Source organism: Microseira sp. BLCC-F43, assembly GCF_041929235.1.
Classification (GTDB): Bacteria; Cyanobacteriota; Cyanobacteriia; order Cyanobacteriales; family Aerosakkonemataceae; genus Microseira.
In genome coordinates this window covers 1-18,267 of sequence record NZ_JBHFNP010000270.1, presented here as the reverse complement: position 1 = coordinate 18,267, position 18,267 = coordinate 1, and the positions used below count along the sequence as shown (strand labels likewise).

The following is an 18,267-nucleotide window of genomic DNA, read 5'->3' as shown; positions in this document are numbered from 1 at the left end:
GTTATAACCATCTCACAAATGAAAAACGGCTAATCAAGAATTATATTTCGCCGTCTAGGTAGCCTTTATTATTTAAATAATCTTGAATATTATCTAAAATTTGACGCAAGTACTCTACTACCTCCTCTTTAATTTCCAGGAGTTCATCTATAGTCTTGTCCCGCCCCACTTCCTCAAAAGACTTAATTCCATGAGCTAAATCATTTATGTTTTCTCTCACAACTAAAAGGTTTTGTCCATTCTTTGTTTTAGAGCAGTCTGTCTGACATGAAAAACCGTATTTTTCGGCTGTTTCTCTAATCACTTTTGCGTCCACATTACCTGAAAAAATTTTTTCACGTTCAAACGTAGCTGTGATAATATCAATAGAAATTTGTGATATTTTTGAATGTAAATTTTTAGGAGAAGAAGTTTTAAAACAGTTTTGCATATTTTGCAAGACAGTTATTCTAATTTGAGGCTTCATTTTGTCAAATGAAACTCCTTTGCTTTTGAAATCATCAAAAATGGCTTCAATCGCATTTCGCATAGTCGATTCAACTAAGTTATAAAGCCACAAAAATCCATTAGCTTTCAAAGTCTTTGCCAACTCTGAGTCAAGGCTTTGTATTTTGTATTTACCAACGCTATGCAATACAGCCAACTTGTTTCTTTCTTTAATCAAATCCTCCAAAAAAATAAAGTAACCATTCACTTCTTGAACTCGCGTATTAAAATCTATGATAACATTATTCATGATTTACCTAATAGTTGGTCACGCACGTACTCAATTCGCTTAACTACTTTAACTCTAGAACTGCTTGCATCACTGCTAGTAAATTTATTGAATTCGTCTGAATTGAGCCAACTCGTAAATTTTGGTATGATGTTCTCTTTTTCTCTCAATGCAAGAGCAACACCTACAGAAAGAGATTCAAATTTAATCCGAGTTGTTGTTTTAGCAGAATTTTTGCCTTGCCGAAACCCTTTCGGAAAATACTTTTCTACGAAATTTAGCATGGAGAGAAATTCTGCTTGCATTTTTTTCCGATCAAACCCCTTATCTTCATTAACTTTCTTCAGGTAATCATCAAGAAAATCATTGATTTTGTTAGCATTAAAATTTTGATAGTTGTTCAAAAAGGCAAAGAATCGCAAGACAAACTCTTGGGGTTCGCGTCGGTTGATAGCTGGAGCATCAAAAGAGCATAGCTCGCGAAATTTTTGGTTTTTAGATAATTCCTCAATCAGATCCAGGAACGAACCACGCAGTATACCTCTGCGCTTTTCCATTTCATTGAGATCAACACTACCTGTATTAATACGTTCAAACAGATCTCTTCGTACTTCCTCGTCTGCCTCTTCAGTGAGTTGAATCATTCGCAGTGTAGCCCGGTTAAAGCGTCTCTGACGAGCAAGTGGCAAATCACTAAAAGTGAAACCATTCAACTTATCTAGCTTTTTGAGTCCGCTCAACGTGAGATGATTCTTGAGAAATCTAGTTAGGGTACGGATACGTTGTGAACCGTCTATGATCTCTAAACGCGCTTCATCGTTTTCGTCATCGCGGATATCAGCGACGAAAATATAAGGTATTGGTAACCCTAGAAGTACAGATTCAATAAATTTAGATTGCCTTGCGTCGTCCCAAGCCATTTCTCGTTGGTAATCTGGTATGAACAACTCATTAGTGTCGTCCTCCTTTCCTGTGGTATATTTCTGAACGAGTATTTCGACCGGATACTCTTTTGTATCGTAGTTAACTTGCTTCTGCTTATCCCGAATCTGTGCATCAGCAGCATCTCTCTGCTCATCCGTGATTTCTGGCTTTGGGGGCATAATATAACCTCAATGGCATAGTTGGGCATTGATGATGAACTAAAGAGGAAGAAAAGGAATTCAAGCCTTTCTCTTCATTATCGACTTATCGGCGATCGCATGACTACCAGCCAATCAAGCTGCGATCGCCCATTGCCCAACTTGCAATCCCCGATCGTCGCCCGCTTTCGTCACCGTAGCGACGCTGAAGCACATTTGCAAGTTCTCCGGCGTCTGATTCCCAATGTCACCTATCAAATTATTTTCGATGTGCCGCTAGAACGCACCGATTTGACACCTGAGTTTTGATCGCCGATCGTAGGGAACATCAATAACATTTCGGTTTAATGAAAAAATCTCGGTTGCCGTGCCCCTACAGCGATCGTTATTGAATAGGTGTTTTAGGGAAAAAGAAAAGCGATCGCACCCTTCCTCCCTCATGTGAAAATGAAACAGCGATCGCACTCACTCATCAAAAGAACCATCCCCAAGCAATTCCAACAACTCCTCCCAAGAACAGCCAAACGTTTCCTTAATGCGGCTAACTGGATCTATTTCTATCTTCGCCATTGGCTGCATGGCATAACGGCGAACGGTAGTGTATGTGACACCAGAACGCAAGGCCAATTCGTTGAGGCTCCAGCTTCGTTGCTTGCAAAGCTCTTTAACTCTGATTTTCAACCCGTACATATTCATCAGTTTATTAGCATTTTTATATTAAAGCTACAATCCTTGCAATTAAGCAATATCGCTATAGCGCTAGCGCTATAGCGATAACGATCTTGACAGATATTTTTAGAGTTAAATACGATTAATTTGTTCGGCGAAAAGCAACAATTTTTCTGAAACAAAATTGTCAAAAGCCAGCGCCTCGACCTACCAAGTTTCCGCGCTGGCTCTGGCTCCCTTATGCAATGGAGATAAACCCATTATGACTTACAGAGAGTGCCTCAAGCCTTGGGCAATTGCCCGTTTGCTTCCCAATTTGCAATGGGCGATTATCGGACGATATCGCACTCGTTCGGATGCCGATGGACATCTTCAGTTATGTCGTCAGCGAGTCCCCAATATCCGATTGGAAGTTGTGTTTGCTCTGCCTGATACCACTGATTTAACACCTGACTGCTGATAACCAATCGTAGGGACACGGCATCAATAAACATTTTGGTTTAATGAAAAAATATCGGTTGCCGTGCCCCTACAGTGATAATTCTTGAATAGGTGTTTTAGGGAAAAAGAAAAGCGATCGCGCATTTCAGTAACAACCTCTTCTGGGTCATGCCTGTCCCTCTGATGGAACAAGAGGCTCAATTTGTTGAATCAGTTCCGGAATAGAGATTGTTGCCACATTCCATACTTCATCCAAATCAACATCGTCATAATTATGGATCAGGATATCTCGCATTCCCGCCATTTGTCGCCAGGGTATTTTTGGATGACTTGCTCTGAATGCTTCCGAGAGTCGCTTAGTCGCTTCCCCAATAATTTCTAGTTGACGCACCACAGCAGACTGACGCATCAAATCAGTTTCAAATGTATTTCTATCAACTCCTGCAATAAACATTTGCACCAATCGAGCTGCTGCCAAAATATCTACAAGCGAACTAAGATCGCGGGGTTGCATAAAACACCTCCGCCGAACTAAGAATAGCTTGACGGCGAATATAATTGTGGCTGCGTTCAATTCCTCGACGGCTGACTAAATCTACCTGACGACCAAAAATCACCTCTAGCTCATCTTGCATATCTACACGATCGAACAAGGTGTGTTGAGAATTTGGCTCAAAAGTTACCAGAATATCAATGTCACTATCTGGGCGAAAGTCATCGCGCAACACCGACCCAAAAAAAGCTAATTCCGATATCTGCCACCGCTGGCAGAAATCAGCGATTTTATCCCTGGGAATTTCAATATTTTTTACCAACATAAAGTTGCCTCTACTTTTTCATTTACTAACTACATTCTAACTTACCGCGCTGGGAAAAAAACTTGTTCTGCCGTCAGTCGCAACTGGGAAAAAACTGAGTAAACAAGCAACCTGTTGGTTCCACGTCGATTAATTATCCGTCAATTAATTCATAGCGATCGCTATCCCCATATTGCTTAATAAATTCATCAACCGTGAGAGTTTTTGCCGATATAACCATCGCGATAGTTCCTCATGGTTTTAGGTTTTTCTAGATGCAAAGTTGCTTTAGTAATAATAATCAACTCACTGGTAGATTATAGCGCGATTCGGAGCCGATAGCTTCGCTAACGCCTTGTAATTAAGAGTTGACGATTCGCTTATCTTAAATACAGAACCTTTGATCGACTACAAAAACGTGGAAAAAACCGAAAAACAGAAAATGCTCGCTGGCGAACTTTATCTTGCTGCCGATGCCGAATTAGTCGCGCTTCGCAAGCAAGCACGCCTTCTTATCAGAACTTACAACAATACAACTCAAGAAGAAACCGAGATGCGAATCCAACTCCTCAATCAATTATTTGCCAAAGTTGGATCTAATGTTGAAATAGAGCCGCCTTTCCACTGCGACTACGGCAGCAATATTTATGTAGGTGACAAATTTTATATGAATTTTGGCTGCGTAATTCTCGATTGCAATCAAGTCGAAATAGGCGATAACGTCGTTTGCGGGCCATACGTTCAAATTTACGCCGCTTACCATCCTACATCACCCGAAATTCGTCTTTCTGGTAAAGAATTAGCGGCTCCCGTCAAAATTGGCAATAATGTTTGGATTGGCGGCGGTGTGATTATTTGTCCCGGCGTCACCATCGGCGACAATACTACGATAGGCGCTGGCAGTGTAGTAGTAAAAGATATTCCGGGAAATGCGATCGCAGTTGGAAACCCCTGCCGAGTAATTCGAGATTTATCTTAATTAATTTATATCTTTCAGCCGCGATCGCAACCCGACGGGGAATCAAAAAACCTAACCCCCCAGCCCCCTTCCCTGCAAGGGAAGGGGGAGAAAGAAAGCCCCTCCCCGAAGCGGGGAGGGGTTGGGGAGGGGTCAAACCATCGATTCTAATCCTGAATTGTGCCATCGGGCATCTTTGTATTTTGCAAGTATGCGCCTGTTAGATTTGCTTTGTGCAGTTTCACGCCTCTCAGGTTAGCGCCTCTCAGGTTTGCTCCGGCGAGATTCGCAAAGCTAAGGTTAGACCATTTTAAGTCAGTTCTACTCAAATCCGCCTCGCTCAAATTCGCCCGCACTAGGTAAGCGCCACTCAAGTGAGTTTCACTTAAATTAGATTTGGGCAAGTTAGTTTTGTACAGGTAAGCTTGGCTCATTTCGGCTTCGTAGAGATTCGCCTCGCTTAAATCCGCACCGCTCAAATTAGCTGCGCTCAAATTCGCCTCGCTGAGATTAGTTCGGGAAAGCTTCGCAGCACCCAAATCCGCCCCTCTCAAATTCGCGCCTCTGAGGTTAGTTCCTATCAAGTTAGATTCGCTCAAATCTGCCCGTTTGAGATTCGCGCCCAAAAGGTCAGATCCAATCAAGTTAGCTTCACTCAAAATTGCCTCTGTGAGGTCAGCGTAACTCAAATGGGCGATGCTGAGATTAGCAGCAGAAAGGTTGGCTTCGCTGAGGTTAGCTTGGTGGAAGTTTGCACCTCCCAACTCGGCGTTGCTGAGGTTGGCTCCTACGAGTAAAGTATTGCTCAAATCCACCTTTCTTAAGTTCGCCCCTTGCAAGCAAGCACCTCTGAGGTTCCACCCTTGCAGGTTAGCTTCGCTCAAATCTGGTTGGATATCGGGGTGTTTGTTTCTCCACTCGATCCATTTGATTCCACCTGCTTCTAGTAGGGCTAGATGCTCGAAATTTGCCATTGCCGTTATTCCTTTCGCCCGCTGCTATTTTCTCGACCAATTACGCTTTCAATTGCCGCTAAGGCACCCGCTGCACCCGCTAGAATATCTCTTTCTGCTCCCCCCAAGTAAACGCGCCCGAAGCTGCCAATCGGCAAAACATCCAAAATGTTAATTGCAGCGGATTTTTCGGCTTCGTTGGCGGCTAGGGCGGCATATGCGGCTGGTTCTACTTCTAGGACGTATAGCGTTTGTCCGGCTAGAATTAACTGTCCCCGCCGCCCGCGATTGATTAGTTGGGTTTGGTATGCGTCGATATTGCGGATGATTTGGCTGGATATGACGCGGGGTTTGAGACATTCTTCTCTACGTACTCCCAGTGTCGCCAATATTGCTTGCCCCGCCGCCCGCACTTCGCCTTGGGAACTGGAATGTACTTCTAGTAAACCGTACAGTCGTTCTACTACTTGCACCGCCGGACGCACGGAGGCGGATTTGACCGCTACATCCGTTATCCGGTTAATTTCGATACCGGGTGAGATTTCGATCCAGAGGGATGTATCTCCCGGTAATGGTAAGAATCCTTGGGCGACTGTTCCCAGATAGGCTGCGTATTGCTGTTGCAAGCTGTCTATATATACATAGCTGCGTAGTTCTACACCCAAGGTTTGCTCCGGAAATACCGCAAGATCTGAGTTTACCGCAATGGAAGGGCTAAAGCCCCTACTACGAACCGTAGGCGATCGCTCCCTTCAAACTGATTTTCCTGGTAGCGTCTTGGTACTGCTACTATGACACCTATACTGAAGTAAACTATTTGTGTAGCGTGAAAATAGAGGTGTTATGGTAGCAATCAATTTCGTGGCAAGCAAATTACCAAGGGTAGTTGTATACATGGAGCCAGAGCTAAAGGCTGCTGGCGAGAAACTGGCTAAAAAGCAGCGGCGATCGCTTTCGTCTTTGATCTGCGTTCTTTTGGAAGCAGCCGCAAAGCAGGATGAAGATGTCAGGGAACAACTGGAGCGAGTTAATACAACCAGCATCAATCGGGAGAACCAATCGTGACGACCAGCACGAACGGTGACAATCAATCCTTTGAGCAACGGCTGGAGTCAATAGAATCGCGCCTCGACAGATTAGAGGGAGAATTTCGCGATCAAGCTGGATTGCTCCTAGACGGTCTTAGAGCGCTATCGGCTCAAACCACAAATCTTGCCAACCGACAGCAGCAGCTTGCCGAAACGATGGTACAACTGGCTCGCAACGCTGAAGCTGACCGAGCCATCATCCGGGAAAACCAAACTGAAATCCGCCGGATCTGGGAATACCTGCTCAGGCAGTCAGGTAACGGTCAGCAACCCACCTGAAAGCTTTCTCAAGAAACGTAAGCCGTTTAAGACTCCTGGAGTAAGGGTAGGGTGCTATCTTCGGTAGCGTAACGCACCAGCAGGAACTCTAAAAACAACAAATAATCTTAAATCAGGATTCATATAGCGGCACTATACATAAATAATGGTGCGTTACTTTATATATGTTAGTTAATTCAGAAGTTGAGTTATGGATGATGAATTTTTGCCAAGGCTGGAAGTTAAAGAATTGTTGGAAAGGTATGCTGCTGGAGAGAGAGATTTTAGAATAGGTGAGTGGATGGGGGTTGATTTGAGTGGATCTGATTTGAGTGGGGTTGACTTCGCTGTTAGGAGTTTCAGGGGAATTATTTACAACAAACAAATCAACCTTAGTTTTTCCAATTTGAGTGATACCAATCTGATTGGTGCCAATCTGTTTCGAGCTTGGATGGACTTTGTCAATTTGACTAATGCCAACTTGGAGGGAGCTTACTTGTGGGAAGTCCACTTGGAAGGAGCGAATTTGACTAATGCCAATCTTAGGGGGGCTAATCTCGGTAGTGCCAATCTCGCTGGTGCTGACCTGACTGGTGCTGACTTGAGGGGTGCTAGCTGGGGCTGGAACGCCAAAGATGCTATTTTCAATAACACCATCTTGCCCGACGGTACTGTCAGAAATGAACGTTATTGAATCATCTAGCTTGTCAGTTAGGGTAGGGTGCGATCTTCGGCAGCATAACGCACCGATGCGAGACAATTAAATAATGGTTGGGGCTAAAGCCCCTACTACGAACGAAGGGTGCGATCGCTCTTACTCCTTTCCCATCCGAAAAGTACTAACGAACCACTCCAGGCACAGAGAACACAGAGATAGCAGAAAAGAAGAGGTAGGTATTTTAGAGCGGGAAAGGGGTGGATAAAATGCGATCGCGCTCCACTGTCGCTCAAATTTGGTCTTGCGATCGCCGCCGCATTAGAACGCTAATCATCTCGCCTTTGTTACGAGTCGGGACTAATTGACTCCAAGCCCCTACTTCGGCAAAACGCACTGAGTGCAAATTGCGAATCACTCCCGTTATCCACTCTTTTGTACCAATCAAAATCATCCGATTGGCTGGAATGCCGGAAGCCGTTAAAGCCTCAATCGTAGCTGCATCAAGGGTTTCATTAGCATTAGCAGGTAGATTCTCTGACATTTTGATTCACCTCATTTCTAGAACATCTTATGTTGACAATCGTCGACAAACCTTTAGCCTAGCGTAGACGATTGTCAGCATTTACTTGGTCATAGCCCTCTGACACTATGGGAGGCATGGCAAGAGCAGGTAAAGCACTCAGACAGGTACTTGAAACCTACGGCATCAGCCAAAATCAACTGGCAGTAGCGATGGGGATAGGACGATCTAGCATTAATCGGTGGGTTAACGAAAGCCGAGATCCTGCGGCTGAAGCAGTCCTAGAAATTATTGAAGGGTTAGAAAAGATTAACCAAGCGGCGGCTGGTGATTTTCTAGCCTTGTATTTGGGGCGCAGCATTGAGCATCTTGAGGAACAGAATCAGTCAGAATAGCGATCGCAACACGGGCGGCATGGGAAGGGCAGGCAAAGCACTCAGACAGATACTAGAAACCTACAGCATCAGCCAGAACAAACTAGCTGGGGCGCTGGGAGTTAAACGTTATGTTGTTTTTCGCTGGTTTCACGAGCAAACAGATGCCAACGCTGAGACAGTTGCAGAAATTGTCAAAGTGTTGCAAGAGATTGAGCCATCGGCGGCTGAAGAATTTGTCAGGCTCTACTTGGGTGAGATTATTACAGGCGATACTCAGCGGGAATAATCTGGCACTTGTGACACCATTGGGGGCATGGGAAAGGCAGGTAAAGCACTAAAACAGGTACTTGAAACCTATAACATCAGCCAGAATCGGTTAGCGGTAACAATCGGTATCAACCGTTCTACCGTTAGCCAGTGGTACAACGAAACTAGAGATCCTTTGGCTGAATCAATTCCAGAGATCGTCGAGGCGTTGGAAAAGCTGAACCGATCGGCGGCGCGTGATTTTCTTGTACTGTATCTGGGGCGCAGCATTGAGCATCTCGGCGAAGAGAATCAGTCAGAATAGCGATCGCAACATGGGGGGCATGGGAAGGGCAGGCAAAGCGGTAGGGGCACGGCGTATGTAAGATATTGCGTCATGCAAAATCTTTGAAATGCCGTGCCGCTACAAGGCGTAATGGTGTTGGTTAATTATTAAGGCATGGGGAAAGCATCCCGGATTATTTCCACAATCGGGCAAGATAGTCGCGCACTGTAAAAAAGTCGTTCCAGGGGATGTAGGGTGTTTGATGTTCATCGAGATATTTGGCGAGGCGATCGCGTGCAAACACTAGAGGTGCTTGCAGTGCCATATTGAGGTCGGTGAGGGAGTCGCCGATAGCGATCGCTTGGTCTGGCGCATATGCTTCGATTACCTTGACTTTCGCCACCATTTCTGTACCTGCTTCGTATGGCGATCGCACCTGCAACTGCACGCCGCTGGTATCTACATCAATTGCATGAATTCCGCGCACCCGTTCCACCAACGATCCCAAAACAACTTCTACCATCCCGCGCAGTCCACCAGAAACCACCACCAAAGGCACGCCCTGAACTTCTAGAAAATCGAGTAATTCTGAAAATCCCGGACGCATTGGTTGGGGTCGGGTTAATTCGATTATTTCCGGGTAGCGCGACGATGGAATTGACGCCAAAATTTGCCGCACTCCCTCTCGCAGTGTCAGTTCTCGTGCATACATTTGGGGGAGCAATTGGGCAGAAAGTTCCGGTGCAAATTGCTTGAGGACTACCTCAAACGTCTCGCGCGCTGTAATCGTTCCATCAAAATCGCAGAAAACAATTCGCTTCACGCTTTCTCCCCACATTATAAGACTTACGCAGAACCTAGAAACCCGGTTTCTTTGCCTAATTCCTGCACATTATACCCGTTTTTTCGCCCCATTTTTTATTTTAATATTAATCTTTCCTGAAATTATCCTGAGATTTTTCTAAGTTAATTCTCAGCATTTTTCATTTAAACTTTCAGTCAGCCATCATGCCAAACCAAATTTTTAAGTTCATAGTTAATTCAAAGCAATCTTAAATTAAACGGTGAAAGCGATGAAACCATCTTCTTTAACCTTAGTGGGTATAGCTTCTATTTTAACAGTCCTGAGTTCTCAACTCACTTTATCTGCCACGCAGCCGAGTCAAATTGTTGTAGCTCAAGCTGCCCAATCATCGACGATTGCTTCTGGAAGTTTTGTATCATCCGAACAACCGACTCAGGGAATGTTTCGCATCGTGATGGAAAACCGTCAGCGTTATCTGGAATTGGGTCAAACATTCAAAACGAATCGAGGGCCAGATTTGTATGTAATTCTGTACCGCACAGATGCACCGCCCCAATCGGGATTAAGAACGCAAGATTACATCATTCTTGGTCGCTTGCAAAAGTTGAATGGCGCTCAACGTTACCCAATTCCAGCTAATGTTAATCTGGCAAACTATCGCGCGGCTGCGATTTGGTGTCGCCGGTTTAATGCCACGTTTGGCTATGGTAAATTAGGTAACTAGAGATTTAGAATATTGGATTATCCCCAGACAATATCTAAAAAATGAGGCAAAAATGGCAAGAAATCAAGACAGCATATTGATGCAACCTGGTGCAGGTTACTCTGCTTGGGTACTGGGAGATTTGTACACCTTTAAAGCAACGAGCGAAGATACAAATCAAGCCTATGGGTTAATTGAAATTGTCATGCAACCCAACAGCGCAGTTCCACCCCACATTCATACAAGGGAAAACGAATCTTTTTACATTCAAGAGGGTGAGATGGAATTTCAACTTGGGGAACAAACAATCGTTGCTACACCCGGAACCTTCGTTCATTCCTCTAAAGGACAGCGCCACAGTTTCCGCAACATCGGCGCCAAACCAGCTAAATTTTTGTGCTGGTTAACACCAGGAGGATTGGAGAAGTTTTTTATCGAAGTGGGTACTACAGTTTCGGCAGAAAATTTGACACCACCTGCTGTGACTAGCGCAGATATCGAAAAATTAATTGCAACTGCTTCCAAGTACGGTTTAGAAATTATTCCGCCTCCGGCTGAGTAAGGACACGGCGTCAAATAAATTTTGGTATTAACCAAAGATTGTAAAATGCCGTGTCCCTACTTTGAACTCGTTGCGATGTTCAGCCTGGGAACGAAAAATCCTGTATCTTGGAATATGAAGAAGCGAAATTTCCTCAAAGCTGGCGTCGCAATTGTCGGCGCAGCATGGTTATCGCGTCATTTACCTTGGAGGTCAGAAGTTATGGCAGCTGCCAACAATGAATTTGAAATTCAAAAAACTGAGGCAGAATGGCGCAAAATTTTGACGCCTGAACAGTTTAACGTACTGCGTCAACACGGCACCGAACGCGCGGGGACGAGTCCGCTTGATAAGCAATATGCTAAAGGGACTTTTGTCTGTGCGGGTTGCGATTTGCCGCTGTTTTATTCGGAAACTAAATATAACAGCGGCACGGGGTGGCCTAGTTTTTATGCTCCGATTGAAGGGGCAATTGGCACATCAGTAGATCGGTCGTTTTTTATGACTCGAATTGAAGTGCATTGTAGTCGTTGCGGCGGGCATTTGGGTCACGTATTTAACGATGGTCCTGCGCCTACAGGTCAACGTTTCTGCATGAATGGCGTGGCGCTTAAGTTTATCGCCGCTGAATAGATTGTTGGTGCGTTACGGCTTTTGCCATAACGCACTTTATTTTAATGCGATCGCATGGTGTTTTTGAAGATAACAGCGAGAGTATTGTAGAAGGGATTTCTCGTTTTCTGGCGAATCCTGATTTAATGAACCGCCATAGACGCGCCAGCGGCTTCCCGTAGGGTAGACGCCAAGAACGCCAAGAAGAAGAAGAAGAAGAGGAAGAAAATGGCAAGAACAATAGTAATGTCTGAAGGTGGGGTAAGTTCTCGGTTGCGCTGGATAAATTTAGGGGATTATGATGGGGTAGATGAGGGTTTGGATGTTATTGAAGGGTTAAGCAATAGTCCTAAAACTCTGCCTTGTCGTTATTTTTATGATGAGAGGGGTTCGCTGTTATTTGAAAGAATTTGTCAGTTGCCTGAGTATTATGTTACGCGCACGGAACAAGCTGTTTTAGCATCCTGTGCTGAGGAAATTGCTCGGTTAACTGGTGCTTGCGAATTGGTGGAATTGGGGAGTGGCAGTTCTCGCAAAACTCGCTGGCTTTTAGATGCTTATAATCAATTGGATTCTCCTCTGTTTTATTGTCCAATTGATGTTAGTGCCGGAATGCTTAAGAGTAGTGCGTTAGATTTGTTGCGGGAATATCCCAAGTTACAAGTCTGCGGCGTTGCTGGGACTTATGAAGCAGCTTTGTCTCAATTGTCTGCGTCTGAATTTGTGCCTCGGATGTTGATTTTTCTGGGGAGTAAGTTGGGAAATTTGTCACCGCACGCTGGCGATCGCTTCCTCTCCCATATCAAATATAACTTACAACCGGGCGAGTTTTTTCTCTTGGGTGTGGATTTGCAAAAATCACCGGAAATTATCGAAGCTGCTTACAATGATACCCAAGGAGTTACGGCAGCTTTTAATTTAAATATTCTGCGTCATATTAATCGTCGCTTCGATGGCAATTTTCCTGTTGACCAGTTTACCCACTTTGCGTTTTATAACCAAGTTGCTGGGCAAATTGAGATGTATTTGCGGTGTTGGCAATCTGGGATTGTCAGGTTAGATTCGCTGAATTTGTCAGTGCCGATTCAAGCAGGGGAAACGATTCGCACTGAAATTTATCGCAAGTTCTATTTACCGAGTTTGATATCTAGCTTGAAACAGCAGGGATTTCAGTCGGTGCGAGTTTGGACTGACCCGCAAAATTGGTTTGCTTTGTTACTTTGTCAGTGCTAAGGAGATGAAGCGATCGCTCTATAATATTGTCAGTTCGTAGTTAGGTTTTCAGGCTTCAATACAAACGTTTTATTATCGGGTTAAGTTCAATGGAAGCTACGTTTAAACCAGCAGAAACTTCTGATATTGATACTCTCCTCATCTTGATACAGGAGTTTTATCAGATAGAACATCTCAAATTTGATAACAATACCTGTGATGCTCTCATTAATCTGTTAAACAATAAATCTTATGGCGGTGTCTGGTTAATTCAGCATCAAGAAGAAACTATTGGCTATGTCGTTCTCACAATTGGCTATAGCTTGGAATTCCACGGACGCGATGCTTTTATTGATGAACTTTATATTAGATCCAATTATTGGGGACAAGGAATTGGCACTAAAACTTTAGATTATATGCAAGAAGTTTGTCGTTCTCTTGGTATAAAAGCGCTGCATCTGGAAGTCGATCGGGTCAATACGAAAGCTCAGGAAGTATATCATCGCTTTGGGTTTCAAGACCACGACCGCTATTTGTTAACTAAATGGCTTTGAATATATTTGAAATCAAGCAACTAAAGGCAATATCGCGCTCACGGTTGTTCCAAGATCAGCAGAAGATTGGATACAAAACTCGCCGCCGTGAGCATCAATAATCCGCTTGACTATTGCCAATCCCAGTCCGATTCCGGTGGCTTTTGTTGTATAAAATGGTTCGGTTAGTTTCGGTAACACTTCTGGGGGAATTGGGTCGCCTCCATTGTGAATTTGAAGGCAAACTTTATCTGGAACGAGGCAAGTTTCTAGCTTGATTGTGACCGTTTCTCCTTCTGCGTTCGCGCCAGCGGAAGGGAGGCATATCGCTTCACACCCATTCCGCACTATATTGATCAATACTTGCTTCAATTTATCCTCATCCCCGATAACTTTAACACCAGTAGATGCCGGGATAAATTCAATCTCACAACCCATTGCTTCTGGCATATTCCGCAGGGTTTCCAAACTTTCTGCAATAAATTTGTTTAAATCTATTTTGGTCAAATTCAATGCCTGCGGTTTGGCATAAAGTAAAATTTCCCGCAACAACCGTTCTAGGCGATTTGCTTCGTCTAAAGATAGATAAAGTCGCTCTCGATCTAATTCGGATAAATCCAACCGCTTAAAACCATTCAATCCCAATTTGATTGTGGTTAAAGGGTTGCGAATTTCATGGACAATCGTAGCTGCAAATTCGCCAATCGCTGCTAAGCGTTCCCGTTCTACTAATTTGGCTTGCGCCATCCGCAATTCTTCAGTCCTTTTTGCGACTTCATCCTCTAAAATTTCGTTAAATTGTCGCTGTTGTTGGTAAAGATAATAATTATCAATCGCAGTGGCGGCGCGTTCGGCAAACATTTCGGCAATGCGAATTTCTACTGGGGCAAACTTGCGCGGTTTTTTATGAAATGAACAGATAGTACCAATTGCTTCTCCGTGGGAAGGACGCAAGGGGACGCCCAAATAAGCGCAATATCCTTCTGGTGCTTTTCCATAGTCGTTGCAATTTCTGACATTCTGCACCACCAGAGTTTGCCCCGTTTTGACCACTGTCCCCGTTAAACTACCGTGCAACGAATAAGTTTGATCGGCAGCATCCCCGATGTCAATACTGCTTGCTAAGACTTTCTCTAACCCTTCCTGGCATAAGGTTACCACCGACCAATCAACCCCAAGCAATTGACTGACGCCGCAGGCAATTTCTTTCAGATAGCTACTCAGTTCCCCCGTTCGATAGCTGAGGGATGATAAAATTTCCAGTGTTTGCCTTTCTTGTTGCCACTGAAGCCATTTCCAGAACATACGGTCCTCCTTGCTTGAGGCAATATGTCAAATAAAGTAAAAATTTGACCATTGCAGTCAGCGATCGCAGTTATACTCATATAACCCATTATCACCATCACCCTAGCAAAAAGCTGAAATTCTTTACATAACCTTGTTTTACTAATAAACCTTGAATCTAAAATCTAAAATCAATATGACCGCACATATTTTACTGATTGAAGATGAAGTTAAACTGGCTCGATTTGTAGAAATCGAGTTGACATACGAAGGATATCGAGTCAGCGTCAAGAACGATGGTTTAGAAGGACTCGTCGCCGCAAGGGAATTGCATCCCGATATTATACTTCTCGATTGGGGGCTGCCAGGGTTAACGGGGGTGGAAATCTGTCGCCGCTTGCGAAGTACGGGGGATAAAGTACCGATTATTTTATTAACCGCTAAAGATGAAATAAGCGATCGCGTCGCCGGATTAGATGCTGGTGCTGATGATTACGTCGTCAAACCTTTCAGCATTGAGGAATTATTAGCTAGAGTGCGCGCCCACCTCCGACGCACGCAAGAACCTAACCCCGATGTATTAAAATTTGCCGACCTCAGTTTAAATCGCAGCACCCGCGAAGTCTTTCGCGGCGATCGCAGTATAGAATTAACTGCCAAAGAATTCGATTTACTTGAATACCTCCTCGCCCATCCCCGCCAAGTCCTCACCCGCGATCAAATCTTAGAAAAAGTTTGGGGTTACGACTTTATGGGCGATTCTAATATTATTGAAGTTTATATCCGCTACCTGCGTCTAAAATTAGAAACCGACAACGCGCCCCGGTTAATTCATACGGTGCGCGGTGTCGGTTACAGCTTGCGCGAATAATTCAATTGCAGATTGTAGATTTAAGATTGTAGATTTAAGATTTTAGATTTGAGATTTTAGATTTAATTTTAGTCTTCAATCTAAAACATCCAATCTTAAATCTCAAATTCTGACAAATCTGCAATCTTAAATCTGAAATCTCAAATTCTTACAGATTGCTTATCCAACCAATTACCCCATGTCCGGTGATGACTTCCAACGCCAGCAGGGAGACAAAACCAATCATCGCCAGACGCCCGTTTAGCTTTTCTGCATACTCGGTAAAACCAGTGCGAGAAGTGCTATCTACATACATTTTGGGTTCGATAGCGTAATTATTCAGTCTGCCGCCTTCTTCAACGATGTAGCGTGAGTTCATTGTTTTCTATCCTTCTTGTTCCTTGTTGTAAATAAATGTAACAGATTTTTAATTTATGTAAAGGTGATATTAGTCACAATAATTAAGTGATCTAGATCGCATCCAGGGTCAGAAACCGGGTTTCTGGGTAGATCGGTGGTTTCACAGCGACGATGTTGGAGAGAAACCCGGTTTCTTTGCGTAATATCATGTTCGCTGGCATCGGCATCGCGCGGGGGGCGGGTTTACAGCAGATTGCTTTTCGTGTCAGGTACAGCCTGCGTGGGTGTAGAGACGTTACATGTAACGTCTCTACACCTACACGAACCTTCGGTGTACCTAATACGGCTGCAATCGGCTATATCAACATAATTCGCTTCCTGCCAAAAGGGACTGCTGAAAGCGTGCCCCTACAACAGCATTAACCATAGGAGTAGAGACGTTACATGTCGAGTAGAGACGTTACATGTCGAGTAGAGACGTTACATGTCGAGTAGAGACGTTACATGTCGAGTAGAGACGTTACATGTAACGTCTCTACTACCGGACAGGATATAAGTCCTGTTTTGGTCTGGTTGAGGCAAAAACTTATTTAGGAAAAGTTGAACAATCCCTGGGAAGAGGCTCTAGCAGAATTAAACTACTACCCTAGTGTTGTTACAAGTTTGAAAGTTTGACCAAAATGACCTATCTCGAAACCGCTGCGGAATTTTACAGCAAAGTGGCGCAAAAGCCAGAAGTAGGATTGTGCTGCGTGCAAAGCAGCCCCTTGCAACTACCGGGACTGAAAATTCCGCCGCAAATGCAGGAAATGAACTATGGATGCGGGACAACGGTTCATCCTGCGGAATTGGGAAATTCGCCGACGGTGTTGTATGTGGGCGTCGGCGGAGGTTTGGAGGCGTTGCAATTTGCTTACTTTTCCCGGCGTCAGGGTGGAGTAATTGCGGTCGATCCGGTGGAGGAAATGCGGAAAGCGGCGTCGCGGAATTTGGCGGAAGCAGCGAAAGAAAATTCTTGGTTTGATACTGGTTTTGTGGATATTCGCGAAGGAGATGCGTTTAATTTGCCGGTTGCTGATGCTTCGGTGGATGCGATCGCCCAAAATTGTCTGTTTAATATCTTTGAACCCGCCGATCTAAATAAAGCACTCAAAGAAGCTTTTCGCGTCTTAAAACCAGGCGGACGCCTATTAATGAGCGATCCAATAGCTACTCGTCCCATCCCGCTGCACCTGCGCCAAGATCAACGCTTGCGCGCGATGTGTTTATCTGGCGCATTGACTTATGAGGAATATACTCAACACTTAGTTAATGTCGGGTTTGGTCAAGTAGAAATTCGCGCGAGGCGTCCCTATCGGCTGTTAGATTGTCAAACTTACAATCTGGATCGACCTTTACTTTTAGAAAGCCTCGATTCTGTTTCTTACAAAGTCGAAATTCCTGCCGATGGCGCTTGCATTTTTACCGGCAAAACGGCAATTTACATGGGAAATGAAGAATTTTTTGATGATAATGCGGGGCATATTCTTCAACTCGGTATTCCCGCCGTCGTCTGCGATAAGACGGCTGGTAAGTTGGGCGCGTTATTATCTAAAGATGTGTTAATTACCGATTCTACCTGGCACTACAATGGTGGTGGTTGTTGTTAGGATGAAATCATGTCCGAACCAAACTTACCTCAAAATCCGATGGAAATACCGCCCCAAATGGCATTGCTGCAAATGGTATCTGGTGGCTGGGTTTCCCAAGCAATTTATGTAGCAGCTAAACTGGGGATTGCTGACTTATTAAAAGATGGCCCAAAAAGCAGTCAAGCAAACGTGCCAAGCGTTTTATTGAAGCAAAAGGAGTTAGCGATCGCTGCGAATTCGTTAGCGGTAATTTCTTTGAATCAGTGCCAACTGGAGGCGATGCTTATATTATGAAACACATTATCCATGACTGGGATAATGAGCAAGCGATCGCTATTCTAAAAAACTGCCATCAAGCAATGGTTGAAAATGGCAAACTGTTGCTAGTCGAGGCAGTAATTCAGCCAGGAAATCAAATGCCCCTACCTAAGGGAAGAAATCCCTCTTACTTTTTCTTAAGCCCCCCTTGGGAAGGGGGGTTGGGGGGATCGATTTTATAAATAGCAACTTGAGTTACATATAGAAACAGGGAAGAAATCCCCCTTACCTTCTCTTAAGCCCCCCTTGGGAAGGGGGGTTGGGGGGATCGATTTTATAAATAGCAACTTGAGTTACATATAGAAACAGGGAAGAAATCCCCCTTACCTTCTCTTAAGCCCCCCTTGGGAAGGGGGGTTGGGGGGATCGC

Annotated in this window: 29 protein-coding genes; 18 read left to right on the top strand and 11 right to left on the bottom strand. The window is 44.3% G+C overall.

Translation table 11 applies throughout. The features are described from left to right. Positions 1 to 40: 40 nt before the first annotated feature. Both ACE1CM_RS35335 and ACE1CM_RS35330 read right to left on the bottom strand, forming a co-directional pair. Complete coding sequence (locus tag ACE1CM_RS35335) at positions 41 to 736, bottom strand: MAE_28990/MAE_18760 family HEPN-like nuclease (protein WP_374883576.1); 696 nt, start codon at positions 734 to 736, stop codon at positions 41 to 43. Then, a complete protein-coding gene (locus ACE1CM_RS35330) occupies positions 733 to 1,818 on the bottom strand; it encodes a DUF262 domain-containing protein (RefSeq protein ID WP_374883574.1) in 1,086 nt (361 codons plus the stop codon). The genes ACE1CM_RS35335 and ACE1CM_RS35330 overlap by 4 nt, the downstream gene beginning before the upstream one ends. A gap of 99 nt (positions 1,819 to 1,917) precedes the next feature. On the opposite strand from ACE1CM_RS35330, the gene ACE1CM_RS35325 reads away from it, so the two are divergent. Beyond that, entirely contained in the window at positions 1,918 to 2,106 is a 189-nt protein-coding gene (locus tag ACE1CM_RS35325; protein ID WP_374883573.1) for a hypothetical protein, read from the top strand. A 156-nt stretch (positions 2,107 to 2,262) separates the two neighbouring features. On the opposite strand, the gene ACE1CM_RS35320 is transcribed toward ACE1CM_RS35325, so the two are convergent. After that, complete coding sequence (locus ACE1CM_RS35320; protein ID WP_374883572.1) at positions 2,263 to 2,493, bottom strand: helix-turn-helix domain-containing protein; 231 nt, start codon at positions 2,491 to 2,493, stop codon at positions 2,263 to 2,265. 235 nt (positions 2,494 to 2,728) lie between these two features. On the opposite strand from ACE1CM_RS35320, the gene ACE1CM_RS35315 reads away from it, so the two are divergent. Further along, a complete protein-coding gene (locus ACE1CM_RS35315) occupies positions 2,729 to 2,926 on the top strand; it encodes a hypothetical protein (protein WP_374883571.1) in 198 nt (65 codons plus the stop codon). 147 nt (positions 2,927 to 3,073) lie between these two features. On the opposite strand, the gene ACE1CM_RS35310 is transcribed toward ACE1CM_RS35315, so the two are convergent. Both ACE1CM_RS35310 and ACE1CM_RS35305 read right to left on the bottom strand, forming a co-directional pair. Then, positions 3,074 to 3,421, bottom strand: coding sequence for a DUF86 domain-containing protein (locus ACE1CM_RS35310; RefSeq protein WP_374883570.1), 348 nt, complete (start codon positions 3,419 to 3,421; stop codon positions 3,074 to 3,076). After that, a complete protein-coding gene (locus ACE1CM_RS35305) occupies positions 3,402 to 3,725 on the bottom strand; it encodes a nucleotidyltransferase family protein (protein WP_374883569.1) in 324 nt (107 codons plus the stop codon). Before ACE1CM_RS35305 ends, ACE1CM_RS35310 begins: the two co-directional genes overlap by 20 nt. A gap of 379 nt (positions 3,726 to 4,104) precedes the next feature. Here ACE1CM_RS35305 and ACE1CM_RS35300 point away from each other — a divergent pair, with 379 nt between their 5' ends. After that, a complete protein-coding gene (locus ACE1CM_RS35300; protein WP_374883568.1) occupies positions 4,105 to 4,683 on the top strand; it encodes a sugar O-acetyltransferase in 579 nt (192 codons plus the stop codon). Between the two features lie 146 nt (positions 4,684 to 4,829). Here the strand turns inward: ACE1CM_RS35300 and ACE1CM_RS35295 are convergent, their stop codons facing one another. Both ACE1CM_RS35295 and ACE1CM_RS35290 read right to left on the bottom strand, forming a co-directional pair. After that, the gene (locus ACE1CM_RS35295; RefSeq protein ID WP_374883567.1) at positions 4,830 to 5,636 is read right to left on the bottom strand and encodes a pentapeptide repeat-containing protein; all 807 of its coding nucleotides are present in this window, start codon (positions 5,634 to 5,636) and stop codon (positions 4,830 to 4,832) included. 5 nt (positions 5,637 to 5,641) lie between these two features. Continuing rightward, entirely contained in the window at positions 5,642 to 6,280 is a 639-nt protein-coding gene (locus ACE1CM_RS35290) for a hypothetical protein (RefSeq protein WP_374883566.1), read from the bottom strand. Between the two features lie 178 nt (positions 6,281 to 6,458). Here ACE1CM_RS35290 and ACE1CM_RS35285 point away from each other — a divergent pair, with 178 nt between their 5' ends. The 3 genes from ACE1CM_RS35285 (at position 6,459) to ACE1CM_RS35275 (ending at position 7,655) form a co-directional block, all read left to right on the top strand. Further along, the gene (locus tag ACE1CM_RS35285) at positions 6,459 to 6,680 is read left to right on the top strand and encodes a hypothetical protein (RefSeq protein WP_374883565.1); all 222 of its coding nucleotides are present in this window, start codon (positions 6,459 to 6,461) and stop codon (positions 6,678 to 6,680) included. Then, positions 6,677 to 6,982: a hypothetical protein gene (locus ACE1CM_RS35280; RefSeq protein WP_374883564.1), complete on the top strand. Its 306-nt coding sequence runs from the start codon at positions 6,677 to 6,679 to the stop codon at positions 6,980 to 6,982. Before ACE1CM_RS35285 ends, ACE1CM_RS35280 begins: the two co-directional genes overlap by 4 nt. Positions 6,983 to 7,172: 190 nt before the next feature. Then, a complete protein-coding gene (locus tag ACE1CM_RS35275) occupies positions 7,173 to 7,655 on the top strand; it encodes a pentapeptide repeat-containing protein (RefSeq protein WP_374883563.1) in 483 nt (160 codons plus the stop codon). Positions 7,656 to 7,908: 253 nt separating this feature from the next. On the opposite strand, the gene ACE1CM_RS35270 is transcribed toward ACE1CM_RS35275, so the two are convergent. After that, a complete protein-coding gene (locus tag ACE1CM_RS35270) occupies positions 7,909 to 8,160 on the bottom strand; it encodes a hypothetical protein (RefSeq protein WP_374883562.1) in 252 nt (83 codons plus the stop codon). Positions 8,161 to 8,276: 116 nt separating this feature from the next. On the opposite strand from ACE1CM_RS35270, the gene ACE1CM_RS35265 reads away from it, so the two are divergent. From ACE1CM_RS35265 to ACE1CM_RS35255, 3 genes are read left to right on the top strand one after another with little or no spacing between them, the layout of a single operon-like run. Then, entirely contained in the window at positions 8,277 to 8,534 is a 258-nt protein-coding gene (locus ACE1CM_RS35265; RefSeq protein WP_374883561.1) for a helix-turn-helix domain-containing protein, read from the top strand. Beyond that, positions 8,509 to 8,802 carry a helix-turn-helix domain-containing protein gene (locus ACE1CM_RS35260; RefSeq protein ID WP_374883560.1) on the top strand — a complete coding sequence of 98 codons (294 nt, stop codon included), beginning with the start codon at positions 8,509 to 8,511 and terminating at the stop codon, positions 8,800 to 8,802. The genes ACE1CM_RS35265 and ACE1CM_RS35260 overlap by 26 nt, the downstream gene beginning before the upstream one ends. Before the next feature lie 27 nt (positions 8,803 to 8,829). Further along, entirely contained in the window at positions 8,830 to 9,087 is a 258-nt protein-coding gene (locus ACE1CM_RS35255; RefSeq protein WP_374883559.1) for a helix-turn-helix domain-containing protein, read from the top strand. A gap of 154 nt (positions 9,088 to 9,241) precedes the next feature. On the opposite strand, the gene ACE1CM_RS35250 is transcribed toward ACE1CM_RS35255, so the two are convergent. Then, positions 9,242 to 9,871, bottom strand: a complete 630-nt coding sequence (locus ACE1CM_RS35250; protein WP_374883558.1) for an HAD-IB family phosphatase — start codon at positions 9,869 to 9,871, stop codon at positions 9,242 to 9,244. Between the two features lie 250 nt (positions 9,872 to 10,121). Here ACE1CM_RS35250 and ACE1CM_RS35245 point away from each other — a divergent pair, with 250 nt between their 5' ends. The 5 genes from ACE1CM_RS35245 (at position 10,122) to ACE1CM_RS35225 (ending at position 13,475) form a co-directional block, all read left to right on the top strand. Next, on the top strand, positions 10,122 to 10,577 hold the full coding sequence (locus tag ACE1CM_RS35245; protein ID WP_374883557.1) for a DM13 domain-containing protein: 456 nt from the start codon (positions 10,122 to 10,124) through the stop codon (positions 10,575 to 10,577). A 52-nt stretch (positions 10,578 to 10,629) separates the two neighbouring features. After that, positions 10,630 to 11,118, top strand: a complete 489-nt coding sequence (locus ACE1CM_RS35240; protein WP_374883555.1) for a quercetin 2,3-dioxygenase — start codon at positions 10,630 to 10,632, stop codon at positions 11,116 to 11,118. A gap of 45 nt (positions 11,119 to 11,163) precedes the next feature. Beyond that, positions 11,164 to 11,730 carry a peptide-methionine (R)-S-oxide reductase MsrB gene (gene msrB / locus ACE1CM_RS35235; RefSeq protein WP_374883554.1) on the top strand — a complete coding sequence of 189 codons (567 nt, stop codon included), beginning with the start codon at positions 11,164 to 11,166 and terminating at the stop codon, positions 11,728 to 11,730. A 207-nt stretch (positions 11,731 to 11,937) separates the two neighbouring features. Continuing rightward, positions 11,938 to 12,942 carry an L-histidine N(alpha)-methyltransferase gene (egtD, locus tag ACE1CM_RS35230; protein ID WP_374883553.1) on the top strand — a complete coding sequence of 335 codons (1,005 nt, stop codon included), beginning with the start codon at positions 11,938 to 11,940 and terminating at the stop codon, positions 12,940 to 12,942. An 89-nt stretch (positions 12,943 to 13,031) separates the two neighbouring features. Continuing rightward, the gene (locus tag ACE1CM_RS35225) at positions 13,032 to 13,475 is read left to right on the top strand and encodes a GNAT family N-acetyltransferase (protein ID WP_374883551.1); all 444 of its coding nucleotides are present in this window, start codon (positions 13,032 to 13,034) and stop codon (positions 13,473 to 13,475) included. A 12-nt stretch (positions 13,476 to 13,487) separates the two neighbouring features. Here ACE1CM_RS35225 and ACE1CM_RS35220 read toward each other — a convergent pair whose 3' ends face one another. Further along, positions 13,488 to 14,759, bottom strand: coding sequence for an ATP-binding protein (locus tag ACE1CM_RS35220; protein WP_374883550.1), 1,272 nt, complete (start codon positions 14,757 to 14,759; stop codon positions 13,488 to 13,490). Positions 14,760 to 14,934: 175 nt separating this feature from the next. On the opposite strand from ACE1CM_RS35220, the gene ACE1CM_RS35215 reads away from it, so the two are divergent. Beyond that, positions 14,935 to 15,609 carry a response regulator transcription factor gene (locus tag ACE1CM_RS35215; protein ID WP_374883549.1) on the top strand — a complete coding sequence of 225 codons (675 nt, stop codon included), beginning with the start codon at positions 14,935 to 14,937 and terminating at the stop codon, positions 15,607 to 15,609. Positions 15,610 to 15,757: 148 nt separating this feature from the next. Here ACE1CM_RS35215 and ACE1CM_RS35210 read toward each other — a convergent pair whose 3' ends face one another. Next, positions 15,758 to 15,967, bottom strand: a complete 210-nt coding sequence (locus ACE1CM_RS35210) for a high light inducible protein (RefSeq protein ID WP_374883548.1) — start codon at positions 15,965 to 15,967, stop codon at positions 15,758 to 15,760. Positions 15,968 to 16,628: 661 nt separating this feature from the next. Here ACE1CM_RS35210 and arsM point away from each other — a divergent pair. The 3 genes from arsM to ACE1CM_RS35195 are packed head-to-tail and all read left to right on the top strand — an operon-like array spanning position 16,629 to position 18,079. Beyond that, a complete protein-coding gene (arsM, locus tag ACE1CM_RS35205; protein ID WP_374883547.1) occupies positions 16,629 to 17,597 on the top strand; it encodes an arsenosugar biosynthesis arsenite methyltransferase ArsM in 969 nt (322 codons plus the stop codon). Positions 17,598 to 17,606: 9 nt separating this feature from the next. Further along, positions 17,607 to 17,873: a hypothetical protein gene (locus ACE1CM_RS35200; RefSeq protein ID WP_374883546.1), complete on the top strand. Its 267-nt coding sequence runs from the start codon at positions 17,607 to 17,609 to the stop codon at positions 17,871 to 17,873. Then, positions 17,783 to 18,079, top strand: a complete 297-nt coding sequence (locus tag ACE1CM_RS35195) for a methyltransferase (RefSeq protein ID WP_374883635.1) — start codon at positions 17,783 to 17,785, stop codon at positions 18,077 to 18,079. The genes ACE1CM_RS35200 and ACE1CM_RS35195 overlap by 91 nt, the downstream gene beginning before the upstream one ends. Positions 18,080 to 18,267 lie beyond the last annotated feature (188 nt).